This window comes from Halovenus salina, assembly GCF_026410925.1.
GTDB lineage: Archaea > Halobacteriota > Halobacteria > Halobacteriales > Haloarculaceae > Halovenus > Halovenus salina.
This window is the reverse complement of the sequence record NZ_CP112972.1, coordinates 875615-889464: the sequence shown is the minus strand read 5'-3', so window position 1 is coordinate 889464 and position 13850 is coordinate 875615. Positions and strand designations below refer to the sequence as shown.

Genomic DNA, 13850 nt, shown 5'->3' with positions numbered 1-13850 from the left:
GTCACTCAGGGGTCACGCCGTCTTCACCGTCTGTGCAGTTGAGACACTGTAGAAAGAGACCGCTCTCACGAAGCTCTGCCCCGTCGGCACTCACTACTGCCAGTCGGTCTTCGGACTGCGAATCGATGTAATGACAGTTCCGCTCGGCGTGGAGAATTGCGCTATCGTGCTTCGGGTTTGCCCGATCAGCGACGAAGTAGTAGCGTTCAAGCGTCATAAGATGACATATTTCCCTCAACTGTATTAATAGTAGCTGTCAGCTGTTCTGCAAGCGAGAGGAGGGACGAATGGTGAATACACGTTCTGCGCTCTATATCTTGCGCGGTAGCCTGTGACAATATTAGTAGGCAGATCGTTGTTTCGCCAAGTTAGGCAAGAGCCCAAGCAATTATAACAACACCACATAATCAGATTCTACTCTCCACTATATACGAGGGACGGACCTACAATCTTCTTTCTGTTCAATACTGTCCACCTGCTAACGGCTACACCTATAATCACAACCCCAGCAATCGCAAATAGCTCAATCCAGAAAGAGTATGTGGAAAAACTTTCAACTCCTCCAACAATATGACCTAACAGCGCAAGCATCACAAAAGCTGTTCCAATTATTATATTAAACATCACCGCCCAGCCAAATACTTTTCTCACAAATACAAAATAAGCGATACCGATTCGCTTGAGTACTTTCTTTACACTCTTTTCTCTCCTCACAAGGACTATTATTAGGAAAATCGGTGCAAATATTACGAACCAAAATAGAAGAAGTGGATTTGGGAACGGTATTTTCCATCCACGGCTTGCCATACTGAATGATTGCGTAGACGGCCACTTAGTCCTCTCCCTCACCATTAGATATACGCCCTATTTGAATCAATTCAAGCGATTGCGATAACACCTAAACTTTTTTACGGGAACAATCAGACCCCGTATTGAGCGATACGATACCCGCGATATGGGATGTAGTGAGGGTAATATTCGTGTCCTGTATCAAGCACGCAACTCCGAACATCATCTGGACTGACAGGAAACTCAGTGGTCAGTTAGCACGTTCAACGAACGGGTCGCTCATCCGATTTGACGCGAAATAAGCGAAGCCACTGTGCTGACTTCATCCTCTGTATGTTGCATACCAATTTAAATACCATTTTTATCTGGTGGTTTCTTCAGCGGTCAGTCCACATCGCTACTGAGCAGTTGTGAACGATTGTATGACACGCTAGCTCTATTGAAAATGCCAGACGTGAACCGGATTATAGCGTTTTGGCGAGTTTCTTGAGGGTGTTGAGCGCGAACAGGAGTGCGATTTCGCGGAACTGGCGGTACCAGAACCGCGAACGCAGGGCGGAATCCTGCGTTCGCTTGACTGTCGAGTAGGACGTTTCTGCCATCCATCGCTGTGTGTAATCTTTCTCGCGGATGGTCTCCGCCGGAGGAACACGTCGAGCTCTTCGAGAAACTCGTTGGCGCCAAGGAAGGGGGCTACGAGTACTACGTAATATCCGTCCGGAGCTCACTACGACCCGAGAACACGGAAATTCAGGACATTTCTGACGTAGCTGACGTGCTGGAAGCGCAGGATGAGCTGAGTTTTGACCCTGAAAATACTGATAGCGATATACCGGTTTAATTCTGGCCCATTCGTCTTTAGCTACGCCGGACAAGCCGTGTGATGGCTGCTCTGGCAAATCGCTGAATCGGTGTAATGGCGGTTCAGAGGCCAAAATAGCTCTCGACCCTTCCAAACCGGATCTGAGTCTATTACGTTGCTGTCTTCCGATTGCGCTCTTAGCTAAAGACGGATGGTCGACGCATTAGTCTCGGTGAGGAGGTTTTGGTGTGCATAGCCTTTCCCTCCTCATTTTTTTCGCAAAATAGCCTTGATAAGCCGCTGCTGTCACGTGACTCTTCTCTTAGCTAAAGACCGATGGTTCACCGATGTAGGTGCTCACTCTCCGTTTGAGGATATATTCCTCATCACGAACCTCTGACCGTTCACGGTCAATGCTCGACCAGCGTTTGTCCCAGTCGGGATAGTCGTCGTCCAGGTCGTGTTTCTCGATAATCGCCTCGCCGATGCGCTTACGATACATAGAGCCGCCGTGAGCGCCCCTGTGAGGATGGTCGGAACTCCCGCTGCCCGCTCCGTAGTGTTGTTTCAGCCTATCCCAGAGCGACATGCTGCTCCCCGCAGACACCGCCAATCAAATTGTTTTGAATTAGACTCTGTGCACTGAACAAGTCATTTAATACATATCGAAGACAAATTAGCGAGCAATAAGCGCCCTCTGTCTTGCACTGATATACCGGCCAATCTCCCGATGGATTTTGCTGTTCCACTGTCTTCGGTAAGCGCCATTTCCGAATCAATCTGGAAATAAATCTCCCAACGACCGGTTGTTTAAATCCTCGGCGTGCAGTAACTGAAAGTGCGAGAATCGCAAGACAGCATGGGCCGCGTTCAGTAGCTGAACGAAATCAACCGCGCGGGCGTCACTCGGTTTATAAACAACCGGTTGCCGTCTGCCAAATGTGAAGCGTTCAGGAAGTGAACGGGCGTGGCGGGATTCGAACCCGCGATCGAGGGGTTAGGAACCCCTCGCCCTATCCGCTAGGCCACACGCCCTGGCCGAGGGTGGGTCCCGCGGTGAGAAAATCGTTTCCATCGTGGGATAACCACGCTTAAGAGCGGGCGAACGTATCCTTCTGGCATGGAACTACGGGACCTGTCGGAACACGTCCCCTACCGGGCGGGACGAGGAATCGAAGAAGTCGCGCGCGACCTCGGGCTCGACCCCGACGAACTCGTCAAACTGTCCTCGAACGAGAATCCCTTCGGGCCCAGCCCGCTGGCTGTTGAGGCAGTCCAGGCGGCCGCGGAGTCGGTCCACACCTATCCAAAAGCGGCCCACGCCGACCTTGTGGCCGCGCTTGCCGAGATGTGGGACGTGACGACGGAACAAATTTGGCTGAGCCCCGGCGGCGACGGTGTCCTCGATTATCTTGGACGTGCCGTGCTCGACCCAGGTGACCGCGTTCTCGTCCCCGAGCCGGGATTCGCGTACTACGCGATGAGCACCCGGTACCAGGACGGCGTCGTCGACACTTATCATCTCTCGAAGGATGAGGGGTTCGAACAGACGCCCGAGGCAGTCCTCGATGCCTACGAGGACCACCGAATCATCTATCTGACGACACCACACAACCCCACCGGTTCGGAGATGGCCTACGAAGATATCGAGACGGTGGCCCGCGAGACGAGCGAGGAAACGCTTGTCCTCGTCGACGAAGCCTACGCCGAGTTCACCGATGCGCGTCCCGCCCGCGACTTGGTGGAAGAACGCGACGACGTCGCACTCCTTCGGACGTTCTCGAAAGTCTACGGTCTCGCGGGGCTCAGACTGGGATATGGACTCGTTCCCGATGAGTGGGCCGACGCGTACGACCGCGTGAACACGCCGTTTGCTGTGAACCTCCCTGCCTGTCGAGCCGGGCTGGCAGCGCTCGACGATGACGAACACGTCGAGAAGACCGTCGAAACGGCCCGGTGGGCACGTGAGTACATCTACAACAATCTCGACGCACCCACTTGGGAGAGCGGCGGGAACTTCGTTCTCGCAGGGGTCGGCGACGCCGAACGCGTCGCTGCCGACGCCCAGAAGGAGGGCATCATCATCAGAGATTGCTCCAGCTTCGGCCTCCCCGAGTGCATCCGTATCACCTGTGGCACACGCGAAACCACCCCCGAGGCCGTCGACACGCTGAACGAGGTGATCGATAGGTGAGAGTCGCTGTCACCGGCACGCCCGGCACCGGAAAGACCACAGCCGTCGAGCAACTGGTCGAGGCCGGCGAACTCGACGAAGCAATGGACGTAGTCCATCTCAACGAACTCGTCGAACAGGAGGAGTTCACTGCCGGCTACGACGAGGAGCGCGAGTCGGCAGTTGTCGATTTCGACGCGGTTGCGGACTGGCTCGCCGGCCGCGAGGATATCCTCTTCGAGTCCCACCTCGCCCATCACTTCGAGGCCGACCGGGTCGTGGTCTGTCGCTGTCACCCCGACACGCTCGAAGAGCGCCTCGAAGCGCGGGACAAACCCTCGGCGTCCAGAGCGGAAAATGCCGAAAGCGAAGCCCTCGATGTCGTGCTCACAGAGGCAGTTGAGGCTCACGGAGCCGACAGCGTCTACGAGATTGTGACCACCGACCTGTCACCAGAGGCAGTCGCACGCGAGATAGCCGCTGTCGTCGACGGGAGCCGCGACCCCAGCGCGGGAACCGTCTCGTACACCGAGTACCTATGACACTGAGTGGGTTCAGAGACCTCGCGGACCGGATGATGCAGCCGCTTGTAGTCGGAGCAGTGCGCGTAGGGTTGACGCCGAATCTCGTCAGCGTGGCTGCAATTCTCGTTGCGGCCGCGGCCGGCGGAGCGTTCGCATCTGCCGGCGACCAGCAGTCTCTGTATCTGGTCGGGGCGGTTCTCGTTGTTATCAACGGCGTTCTGGACCTCCTCGATGGCGGGTTGGCACGCGAACTCGGCGTCGACTCGATGTCCGGTGATATGTTCGACCACGTGCTCGACCGGTACGCTGACATTCTCATCGTCGGCGGGCTCGCGACTGGTGTCGAGAACTACGCGCTCGGGTTCGCCGCTGTCACGGGCGTATTGATGACATCGTACCTGGGGACACAGGCGGAGGCTGTCGGCATCGACCGAGTCTACGGGGGGTTGCTCGGGCGTGCCGACCGGCTGGCGCTTGTGACTGCAGTCACAGTCCTCACCCCTTTTGTCGAGGTGACTGTGTTCGAGGTGGGTCTGGTGGGTATCCTGTTGGCCGTCTTCGCCGTTGTCGGTCACCTGACTGCTGCCCAGCGGTTCTACTACTCGATGCGAGAACTACCCTGAGGGCTGTACTCCATCGTCTCGGCGACACTCTCGGCGATTTCTGCCCCGAACTCGCGTTCGACCAAATGCAAGGCAAGGTCGATTCCTGAGGTGATTCCGCCCGCAGTCACAATGTCACCGTCGTCGACGACGCGCTGGTCGACCACGTCGGCACCGTTTGCGTCGAGGTCTGCAATCGCGGAATGATGGGTGACGGCTGGACGGCCATCGGTAAGTCCCGCACCGGCGAGCAACATCGCGCCCGTACAGACCGACGCGACCACGGCCCCCTGCTCGTGATACGCCGCGAGCGCCTCTGGAATCGCTCCACGCTCGTACTCGCCGCGGGCACTCGCCTCGCGGCCGGTCGACCATCCTCCACCTGGAACGACGACGACATCCGGGTTGTCTGGCATCGTGCCGTCTGGTTCGACGGTGAGCCCGTGGCCGGTCTCGACGGTCTCGGCTGGGTCGAGTGTGTACAGTCCGACCTCGATGTCAGCTCCGGCGCGCTGTGCGTGGCTGAATACCTCGAAGGGACCGAAGGCGTCGAGATCGTCGAACCCGTCGTAAACGAGGATAGCGAACTCCATACTGGAACCGGGACGCCGACCGGCAAAGGCCTACCGGGGTACCGGCGCGAACACACCATTTATGCGACGGGGCATACAAGAGGGAAATATGGTCCAGTGTGAGATGTGCGGGACTGAGACAGCCAGTCCGAATCGCGTCAAGATTGAGGGGGCTGAACTCGATGTCTGTGACGAGTGTACCGAATTCGGGACCGAGGTCAAAACCGACTCGGGATCGTCCTCGACGTCGACGAAGTATTCCACGAGCAGTTCGAGTTCGTCGAGTTCGAGCAGCTCCTCTAGCACCACGGGCAGCACCGGTGGTGGGGGGAGTCGGCGCGACATTTACGACGAGATGGACGAGATTGCACCCGACTACGACGAACGCATCCGGAACGCCCGCGAGAGCGCCGGCCTGACACAGGACGAGCTCGCAAAGCAGCTCAACGAGAAGGCAAGTCTCATGCGCAAGCTCGAACACGGGGAGACGCTTCCTTCTGACGACGTACGCGAGAAAATAGAGCGCGGTCTCGACATCTCGCTGACGACCAGCGGCGGAAGCGACGAAACCGACTGGGAGAGCGACGACGCCACCGGCGGCTACACGCTCGGTGATGTCGTCGAACGGAACGATTCTTGACGGCGTGACTACCGCGACCGCTGGAGTCCTTCGGGGTCGAGTTCCGCGGTAATCGAGTCGACCTCTTCTTCCAACTGGTCGATGTCGTCGTTGAGTTGTTGGAACTCGTTGCTCTCACTCAGCTGTGCACGGGTCTTTTCGAGTTCGAGTACGTTCCGCTTGAGCTTCTTCGAGGTGAGCTTCTGCATGCGCTCGTTGTACGCTTCGAGTTTGAGCATCCGCTCGACTGTCTGTCGAATATCCTCGTGAGAGACCGGCTTGACGAGGTAGTCGTCGATTCTGAGGTCGATGATGTCGAAGTCGGGGTTGACCGCCGTCACCATCGCGACCCGGCAGTCGAATCCCTGTTCGTCGATATACGCCAGCACCTCGTTTCCGGTAACCACTGGCATCCGTCTATCGAGCAAGACGATATCAGTTGTATCGTCGACGGCGTCGATGGCTGCCTCGCCGCCGTAGGTCACACTCACCGTGAAGTCGTCTTTGAGGTACGCGGCGTACATATCCGCTAGGTCTTCCTCGTCTTCGACGATGAGGATGTTCGCATCGCGGTTGAGTGCGTCGGCGGGAGCGTCGTCTGTCACGTGTCTCTACTCGTACGTTGTGGTACCCACCCGTATTAATCCAACCATTGGCCTACGCGCTCTGGGCGTCTCCCACGCCCGCTGTCCGCCCAGACGACCGAGTCTCCTCGTCTGCGGGCGTCTTAGGTGTAGCCGCCGCGTCTGTCTCTCCCGTTGGTGTGCGCGCAGAGTTCAGTACGACCAGCAGGCTACTGGTCGCCATCGCCAGGGCCGCAAACAGCGGATTTATGTGTTGAAACAGCGCAAGCGGAATCGCAACTGCGTTGTAGAGAAACGCCCACGCCAGATTCTCGCGAATTCGACGTTTCGTCCCGGACGCGATGTCGAAGACCGCGGGAACGCGATGGAGGTCTCCCTCTAGAACAATCGCGTCGGCGGCGTCTGTCGCAAGCTGGGTGCCGCTTTCGAGTGCAATTCCGACGTCGGCAGCCGCAAGCGCTGGGGCGTCGTTGCTGCCGTCGCCGACCATCGCCACTGTCTCGGTCGCTGCGAGCCGGCGGACAGTCTCAGCTTTGCCATCCGGTGGAACACCTGCGAACACCTCATCGACAGCGTCGTGTTCCCGGAACCGCTCGACGCCGCCTCCCTCGTCGCCCGTCAACACCACCACGTCACAGTTCTCGAACGATTCGGCGACGACCTCCCAGTCCTCTCTCGGGGTGTCGCCGACGCCGACGACACCGTACGCCCGGCCGCCCCACCCGACGACGACGGGGACGTTGCCGCGCTCACGGACAGCCGAGAGTGGTTCCTCCAGCGATACGGGAATCTCCCAGTCACGCTCGCGAACGAACGCTGGGTGGCCGACGAGGACGCGCTCGCCGTCGACGACGGCAGAGACGCCACGGGTCTCCGACTCGAAGCTGTCGAGGTCGACCGCCGGGAGATGGTCTTCGCTCGCTGTCTGGGCGATGGCCTCGGCGACCGGGTGCTCTGCGTACTGTTCGACAGCGCCCGCCCGCGCGAGCAACGTCTCCTCGTCGACATCGACGCTGGTCGCCGCCGTGACCGCCATCTCGCCGTCGGTAATCGTTCCCGTCTTGTCGAGGACGAGTGTGTCCACCTCGCCGGCGTGTTCGAACAACTCCGGCGTCGCGACGACGATGCCCTTGGCGGCGGCCGACTGGAGGCCGGAGGCGACCGCAAGCGGTGTCGCGAGCCCGAGCGCACAGGGACAGGAGACGATGAGGACGGTGAGCCCGGTCAGAACTGCGGCCCGGGGGGAAGAACCCGTGAGAAGCAGCCACGTCGCGATACCCGCACCGAGAGCTAACACCAGCGGGACGAACACCGTCGCCAGCCGGTCGGCGACACGCTGTGCGCCGGGCCGGGACGCCTGGATGTCCCACAGCAACTCGACGACGCGGTCGAGGGTGCTCTCACCTTCGGGTCCCGCTTCGACGACCAGCGGCGCGTCGGTCACGACGGTCCCACCCCTGACCTCGTCGCCAGGTCGTTTGGTCTCGGGAATCGACTCGCCGGTCACGAGCGATTCGTCGACCGCCGCGGTCCCCTCCTCTATAGTGCCGTCGACGGGGACCCGTTCACCGGGTGCGACGCGGAGTCGGTCGCCCGGTGAGATTTCTTCGACTGGTATCGTCTCGCCGCTGTCGAGCGTTGCCTCTTCGACCTGGAGTTCGGTCAGGTCCGCGAGCAGACCAGCAGTCCGACGCTTGATGCGTTCCTCGTAGAAGTTACCTACCGTCACCGCGAGCACGACAACAATACTCACGTCGTAGTAGAAGTCGGTCCCACCGACGAGTAGCCGGGCCGTACTGTAGGTGAACGCCGCTAGGGCGGCAATCGTCACCAGCAGGTCGACGTTCGGCCGTCCGGCCCGGAGACTCACGTACGCCCCACGGAGCATCGGACGACCGGTGTAGAAGATAATAACCGCGGTCATTATGGCGAACTGGCTGTAGAGATAGAGGCCGTCGAACTGGCCGAACTCGACGACAGGGTCGTAGCCGAAGTACGTGGGATACAGAAAGAGCGCGTACCACGTCATCACCATCATCCCGAAGATACCGCCGACCAGGAGGCGACTCACCGCGCCGGCATCTCGGTAGGGTTGTTCGTCGCGCTCGCGGGCGTGGTATCCCATACCCGTGACGACATCGACGAGGTCATTCTCGGCCCGCTCGTCGGGGTCGTAGACCAGCTTGATGGTCTCGGCGGCGTAACTGGCCTCGGCGTCGTAGACCCCGTCCCGTTGGCAGGCCTCCGATTCGAGGAAGACCTCGCAGGTCGAACAGTGCATCCCGTCGACCGCCAGGTATGCCGTCTCGGCGGAATCTGGGTGTGATGGCTCGTCAGTGTCGCCCTCCGGTCTGAGGTCTGTTGTCTCGGAGACATCGACATCACCGAGTCTGCGGTACACCTCGAGACAGCCATGACAGCAGAACTCGCCGTCGACTTCGGAGTCGGTCACACCGTCGTCGGCGGGCAGTTCACAGAGTGTACAGGATGTCATCTGGGACAGAACGGCCCCGCGGTGGTTCCATCTCGTGTAGAGACGGGCTGATTCGCCGGGAAAACGACCATCAGACCGGCAGGCTGTCGTACCCGAGGTCGGTGGGAGCGTCCCCGAAGAGGTAATACAGCGACGCAGTGATGAGGATAACGTTCACCGTGGTGAGAACGACGGCGAGCAGGCGAAGTGGTGCCGTCCCCATCAGGTAGACACCGACCGGAACCAGTGCCAACAGTGATAGCAGTCCGACGCGTTGTGGTGAAAGTGCCATTGGTAACTACAAGGTACGACGGCGTGGCTCTAAAAAAACACCGCTATTCTCAGTCCGTGGGAAGCGGGTCGGGGATACTAATTTAAGTTGTCCTAACCCACACGACAGAGTATGAGTTCGGGAACCGAAAGCGCCTCCACGGATGCATGGGACGGGGAGATTGAGACGGAAATTGGACATGACGAGTACAACCCATACGGGACGCTGACGCTAATCAGCATTTATTTCGTCATCCTTGCGGTCCTGTGGGTCTTCATGTACTTCGTCGAGTTCCTCGGAGAGGGTCCATCGGTGGTGTAACCATGGAGATACACAAATACGAGACACTCTGGTTTGCGGCATCCCTCCTGCTCATCGTCGGCTTCATCGGCACGATTACCTACGGTGCAGTCGGCGTGGGCATCGAGATGGTCAACGACGACGGCGGCACCGTAGACCCCGACAACCTCAGCGACCACGAGCGGTTCGGTGACACCGGAGTCCACCAGGTGAACGACACCCACTACGAGGTGAACATGATTGCAGTCCACCCGTCGTTTATCCCCAGTGAAATCGAAATTCCAGCAGGGAGTACGGTGACGTTCTATATGACGGCGAGCGACGTCACCCACGGCTTCAAACTCGTCGACTCGAACCTGAACACTATGATTATCCCCGGACAAATAACCAAAATCACGGCTGAGTTCGACGATCCCGGCGAGTACGGGTTCGTCTGTCACGAGTACTGTGGCAGTCTCCACCACGAGATGGCCGGCAACCTCTCGGTCGTTCCTGAAGACGAGTGGGGAGGTGTCGACTCGTGAACCTCTTCGTCGACAGATACCCCGACGAAGCGCGAGTCGTCCGCGCCGCGCTTGCAAGCTCGTTTCTTGCCCTGTTGATTGGCGGCATTATGGGGCTGATTCAGGGGCTTCACCGGACGGGGTACCTCCAGATAATCCAGGACTCGACGTACTACACCGTGCTGTCGCTGCACGGCGTCGCGATGGTGTTGCTGTTCACGATTTACTTCCTCGTTGGATTCTTCCAGTGGGCTGTTACGGACAGCCTTGATAGGTCCTCCGAGGATATCCGGTTCACCAACCTCTGGTACATTCTGATGGTGGCCGGTACGCTGATGGCCACTGCCGCGCTGCTTGGTGGGTTCACCGACGCTACGAATCTCGAGGCTGACGTGCTCTATACGTTCTACGCGCCACTGGAAGCCCACCCTATCTTCTACATCGGCCTGGTCACCTTCATCATCGGGACGTGGCTGGCTGGCGTCGACTGGTTCCGCTCGTGGTGGGCCTGGAAGCAGGAACACCCCGGCGAACGGACGCCCCTGCGCGCGTTCATGGTGATGACGACGATGCTGATGTGGTATCTCGCCACCATCGGCGTTGCCGCCGCAATCCTGTTCTTCATTTTGCCGTGGTCGCTCGGTCTCGTCGACGGCGTCAACTCGCTGCTGACCCGGACGCTGTTCTGGTTCTTCGGCCACCCGGTCGTCTACTTCTGGCTGATGCCCGCGTACATGATGTGGTACGTCATCCTGCCGAAGTTGTCTGGTGGTCGGCTGTTTAGTGACCCCCTCGCACGCATCGTCTTCGTGCTGTTCCTGCTGCTGTCGGTGCCGACCGGCATCCACCACCAGTACGTTGACCCCGGTATCGCGGAAGGGTTCAAGTTCGTCGCGATGACGAACACGATGTTCCTGCTGTTACCCAGCCTGCTGACGGCCTTTACCGTGGTCGCGAGCATGGAACACGGCGCGAAACAGCGCGGCGGGACGGGTCGCCTTGGCTGGCTCCGTGCGCTTCCGTGGAACAACCCCGCGTTCACCGGGATGGCGCTTGCGGGACTGATGTTCGCGGCCGCCGGCTTCTCCGGGATGGTCAACGCCGGTATGAACCTGAACTACGTGGTTCACAACACCCTCTGGGTGCCCGGTCACTTCCATCTCACCGTCGGTACTGCCGTGGCGCTGACGTTCATGGCTGGAACCTACTGGTTCCTGCCACAGATTACCGGTAACGGCGTCTTCAGCAAGCGTCTCGGACTTGTGCAGGTGCTCCTGTGGTTCCTTGGTATGGTCTTCATGGGGAACGCGATGCACCGTGCCGGTCTCGCTGGTGTGCCACGCCGGACGGCCGACCCGGTCTACGACGGTGTCACCTTCGACACCGCGCTCGGCTCGATTAACGAGCTCCGCCTCCAGATTGCCCTCGGAAGCGTGATACTCACCGTCTCGCTGCTGTTGTTCATGGCACATCTGTTCCTCTCGTGGTTCGATGTCGCGAGCAACCCGGCACCCGACAACGGCACCATTCCCGAGGCGCTGTCGGGCCCGGAGAACGCGCCTGTCGTGTTGGAAAACCTCCGGCTGTGGACGGGGATTGCGCTGCTCCTCATCGTGCTAACCTACGTCCTACCCATTACCTCTATCGTCTCCTCGAACGGCTTCTTTGGCCCTGCAGGGACGCTCGTCGGCACGCTGTATGAGTTCGGCGTCTGGCTCGTGAGTCCGCTCGCGGGGGTGATAGCATGAATCGTCCCAGTCCCGCTGGCTTGCTCGTCGCGCTCGCGTTTGCCATCGTCTTCGTCGTCGAGGGGCGGACCGTGCTCGGGATGCTCGGCTTCGAGGTACCATTGTCGGTGTACTTCCCGGTTGCCGGCCTCCTGCTCGTGGCCATGTTCGTCGGCCTGCTCCTGTTGCCAAAAGCCGATGGCAAACAGGCCGTGGGCACCTAAACACAACTCTATGAGTACTGTCACACAGAATCCCGGCGTCGACCGCGCGCTGCGACTGGTGACAGCCCCGCCTGCGCTCGCCGCACTGGCAGTGCTCACCGTCGGCACGGCGCTGATTGTCGGACACGTTGCCCTCACGGGGACGCCAATCGACCCAAGCCGTGCGGTTGTGCCCCTCGTCTGGATGGCGCTCTCTGTCTGGTTCGTCTTTCACCTCCGGTACCGCGGACGCCCTCATTCGCGACAGCCGGTGGCTCTCGTTGTTGGTGCCGGCTACTTCGTCGTTCTCGCTGGGCTCGGCGGTCTCCTCAGCCTCGGCGCGGAGACGACCGACATCGCTGTCCAGATAGCGCCACCGGGCTGGGGACCTGTTCTTCTGGCATCAGCTCCTCCGTTCCAGGCGACACTCATTCCCTTCGAGGTCGTCGGCTACCTGGCGCTTGCCTACGGCGTCTACCGCGCGGTCGCTGTGACTGCCCGTGGTGCTGTCGCCGGACTGCTCGGGCTGTTTGCCTGTGTGAGCTGTACGCTCCCACTCGTCGGCGCACTCGTCGGGGTCGTCACGGGGTCGACGCTCGCCTACCAGCCCGGGTCGCTCTCGTATGACCTCTCGACGGCTGTCTTCGCCGCCACAATCCTCTTGCTTGCACTCGCGATTCCCACGTCAGGCCCAGTCACCGAGGCCAGTCTGGACGAGTGACTCCTCGATACGCTCGAAGCCGCGCTCGACTTCGTCGGCGTCGACCTCCCACGTCTCGGTGACGTATTCACGGGCGCGTGGCACGTCTGGGTCGATATTGGTGTCGACGGTTACATCCTCGACAGCAGGGTCGAGAAACAGCGAGCGAAGCCGGTCTGCGTTGTCGATGTGTTCGTCCCGGGCTTCGAGTGCCCCGAAGAGGTCGCCGTGCTCGGCCACGAGCGAAACCGCTGTCTTCGGGCCGATTCCCGTGATTCCGTCGTTGAAGTCGGTCCCACAGAGCAGCGCCACGTCGACCAGCTGCTCCCAGCTCAGGTCGTGTCGGTCGAGCGTCTTTTCGAGGTCCATCAGCTCCGGGTCACCGCTGCTCGTGAGCTGTCTGAGCGTGTGGGGTGCACCGAAGAGCAGGGCGTCGTAGTCCTCGGTGCCGGCATAGTCGACAGTTCCGTGCCGCGCCATGTGTGCACACTGGGCCTCGCCCTCGGCGGGGGCGTCAACGACGGGAACGTCCAGCACGGAGAACAGCTCCCGCGTCGTCTCGATAATCGTCTCTGTGAGCCGTTGCGTCCGTGATTCGAGGCGTGCGACCGCGAGCTGGTCGCCCGCTTCGCGTGCCTCTTCGAGTGCCTCCTCGTACTGCTCGCGTTGTTCGCGGCGCTCGCTTATCTCGTCTTCTTTGAGGTCTGTGACCGCGCCGTCGAAGACGAACACGGGCGTGATGTCGTGTTCGAAAAACTTCGGTAGTCCCTGTACGACACCGATGAGATTCGCAACCTCGGTCCCGTCGCTGGTAGTGTATTTCGTGTCGCTGGTCCACTTGACCGTCGTCGTGAGGTAGCGATACAGCCAGTTGTGTGCGTCGACGGCGACGACCGACCCGCCGAGCTCCTCGAAGGCCACATCTTCGATAGCGGCGATATCACGCAGATCTGCGTTTCCCATTGCATCTGTCTGGGGGCGGAGCGGCGAAACAGTTTTTGGTCGCTG

General features: G+C 59.9%; 17 protein-coding genes, 1 tRNA gene and 2 pseudogenes. 9 read left to right on the top strand and 11 right to left on the bottom strand.

Translation table 11 applies throughout. The features are described from left to right. Position 1: 1 nt before the first annotated feature. The 5 genes and pseudogenes from OSC37_RS04515 to OSC37_RS04495 all read right to left on the bottom strand — a co-directional run bounded on the left by OSC37_RS04515 (position 2) and on the right by OSC37_RS04495 (position 2626). Entirely contained in the window at positions 2-217 is a 216-nt protein-coding gene (locus tag OSC37_RS04515) for a hypothetical protein (protein ID WP_267163412.1), read from the bottom strand. Positions 218-414: 197 nt separating this feature from the next. Next, complete coding sequence (locus OSC37_RS04510; RefSeq protein WP_267163411.1) at positions 415-807, bottom strand: hypothetical protein; 393 nt, start codon at positions 805-807, stop codon at positions 415-417. A 446-nt stretch (positions 808-1253) separates the two neighbouring features. After that, a pseudogene (locus OSC37_RS04505) lies at positions 1254-1421 on the bottom strand (IS5/IS1182 family transposase); the annotation flags it as partial. A 492-nt stretch (positions 1422-1913) separates the two neighbouring features. Further along, positions 1914-2180, bottom strand: coding sequence for a GIY-YIG domain-containing protein (locus OSC37_RS04500; RefSeq protein WP_267163409.1), 267 nt, complete (start codon positions 2178-2180; stop codon positions 1914-1916). Between the two features lie 373 nt (positions 2181-2553). Beyond that, positions 2554-2626: transfer RNA gene (locus OSC37_RS04495), tRNA-Arg, on the bottom strand. Between the two features lie 85 nt (positions 2627-2711). Between OSC37_RS04495 and hisC the strand changes: the two genes are divergently transcribed. From hisC to OSC37_RS04480, 3 genes are read left to right on the top strand one after another with little or no spacing between them, the layout of a single operon-like run. Further along, positions 2712-3785: a histidinol-phosphate transaminase gene (gene hisC, locus OSC37_RS04490; protein WP_267163408.1), complete on the top strand. Its 1074-nt coding sequence runs from the start codon at positions 2712-2714 to the stop codon at positions 3783-3785. Continuing rightward, positions 3782-4306 carry an adenylate kinase family protein gene (locus OSC37_RS04485; protein WP_267163407.1) on the top strand — a complete coding sequence of 175 codons (525 nt, stop codon included), beginning with the start codon at positions 3782-3784 and terminating at the stop codon, positions 4304-4306. The genes hisC and OSC37_RS04485 overlap by 4 nt, the downstream gene beginning before the upstream one ends. Further along, positions 4303-4911 (top strand): CDP-alcohol phosphatidyltransferase family protein, encoded by a 609-nt coding sequence (locus OSC37_RS04480; RefSeq protein ID WP_267163406.1) that lies wholly within the window; start codon positions 4303-4305, stop codon positions 4909-4911. The genes OSC37_RS04485 and OSC37_RS04480 overlap by 4 nt, the downstream gene beginning before the upstream one ends. Here OSC37_RS04480 and OSC37_RS04475 read toward each other — a convergent pair. Both OSC37_RS04475 and OSC37_RS19190 read right to left on the bottom strand, forming a co-directional pair. After that, positions 4887-5483, bottom strand: coding sequence for a DJ-1/PfpI family protein (locus OSC37_RS04475; protein ID WP_267163405.1), 597 nt, complete (start codon positions 5481-5483; stop codon positions 4887-4889). The genes OSC37_RS04480 and OSC37_RS04475 overlap by 25 nt on opposite strands. A 30-nt stretch (positions 5484-5513) precedes the next feature. After that, positions 5514-5726, bottom strand: coding sequence for a DUF8138 family protein (locus OSC37_RS19190; protein ID WP_497007719.1), 213 nt, complete (start codon positions 5724-5726; stop codon positions 5514-5516). Between OSC37_RS19190 and OSC37_RS04470 the strand changes: the two are divergent. Then, positions 5623-6102: pseudogene (locus OSC37_RS04470) on the top strand (multiprotein bridging factor aMBF1); the annotation flags it as partial. The gene OSC37_RS19190 and the pseudogene OSC37_RS04470 overlap by 104 nt on opposite strands. 8 nt (positions 6103-6110) lie before the next feature. Here the strand turns inward: OSC37_RS04470 and OSC37_RS04465 are convergent. From OSC37_RS04465 to OSC37_RS04455, 3 genes are all read right to left on the bottom strand, one after another. Next, complete coding sequence (locus tag OSC37_RS04465; protein ID WP_267163403.1) at positions 6111-6686, bottom strand: response regulator; 576 nt, start codon at positions 6684-6686, stop codon at positions 6111-6113. 52 nt (positions 6687-6738) lie between these two features. Next, the gene (locus OSC37_RS04460) at positions 6739-9159 is read right to left on the bottom strand and encodes a heavy metal translocating P-type ATPase (protein ID WP_267163402.1); all 2421 of its coding nucleotides are present in this window, start codon (positions 9157-9159) and stop codon (positions 6739-6741) included. Positions 9160-9229: 70 nt separating this feature from the next. Further along, on the bottom strand, positions 9230-9430 hold the full coding sequence (locus OSC37_RS04455) for a DUF8131 family protein (RefSeq protein ID WP_267163401.1): 201 nt from the start codon (positions 9428-9430) through the stop codon (positions 9230-9232). Positions 9431-9541: 111 nt separating this feature from the next. On the opposite strand from OSC37_RS04455, the gene OSC37_RS04450 reads away from it, so the two are divergent. From OSC37_RS04450 to OSC37_RS04430, 5 genes are read left to right on the top strand one after another with little or no spacing between them, the layout of a single operon-like run. Beyond that, the gene (locus tag OSC37_RS04450) at positions 9542-9730 is read left to right on the top strand and encodes a cytochrome oxidase (protein WP_267163400.1); all 189 of its coding nucleotides are present in this window, start codon (positions 9542-9544) and stop codon (positions 9728-9730) included. 2 nt (positions 9731-9732) lie between these two features. Further along, on the top strand, positions 9733-10233 hold the full coding sequence (locus tag OSC37_RS04445; RefSeq protein ID WP_267163399.1) for a cupredoxin domain-containing protein: 501 nt from the start codon (positions 9733-9735) through the stop codon (positions 10231-10233). Then, positions 10230-11960, top strand: a complete 1731-nt coding sequence (locus OSC37_RS04440; RefSeq protein WP_267163398.1) for a b(o/a)3-type cytochrome-c oxidase subunit 1 — start codon at positions 10230-10232, stop codon at positions 11958-11960. Before OSC37_RS04445 ends, OSC37_RS04440 begins: the two co-directional genes overlap by 4 nt. Beyond that, positions 11957-12163, top strand: coding sequence for a hypothetical protein (locus OSC37_RS04435; RefSeq protein ID WP_267163397.1), 207 nt, complete (start codon positions 11957-11959; stop codon positions 12161-12163). The genes OSC37_RS04440 and OSC37_RS04435 overlap by 4 nt, the downstream gene beginning before the upstream one ends. A gap of 10 nt (positions 12164-12173) precedes the next feature. After that, the gene (locus OSC37_RS04430; RefSeq protein ID WP_267163396.1) at positions 12174-12863 is read left to right on the top strand and encodes a DUF7546 family protein; all 690 of its coding nucleotides are present in this window, start codon (positions 12174-12176) and stop codon (positions 12861-12863) included. Here OSC37_RS04430 and fen read toward each other — a convergent pair. After that, complete coding sequence (fen, locus tag OSC37_RS04425) at positions 12828-13805, bottom strand: flap endonuclease-1 (RefSeq protein ID WP_267163395.1); 978 nt, start codon at positions 13803-13805, stop codon at positions 12828-12830. The two genes, OSC37_RS04430 and fen, sit on opposite strands and share 36 nt — an antisense overlap. Positions 13806-13850 lie beyond the last annotated feature (45 nt).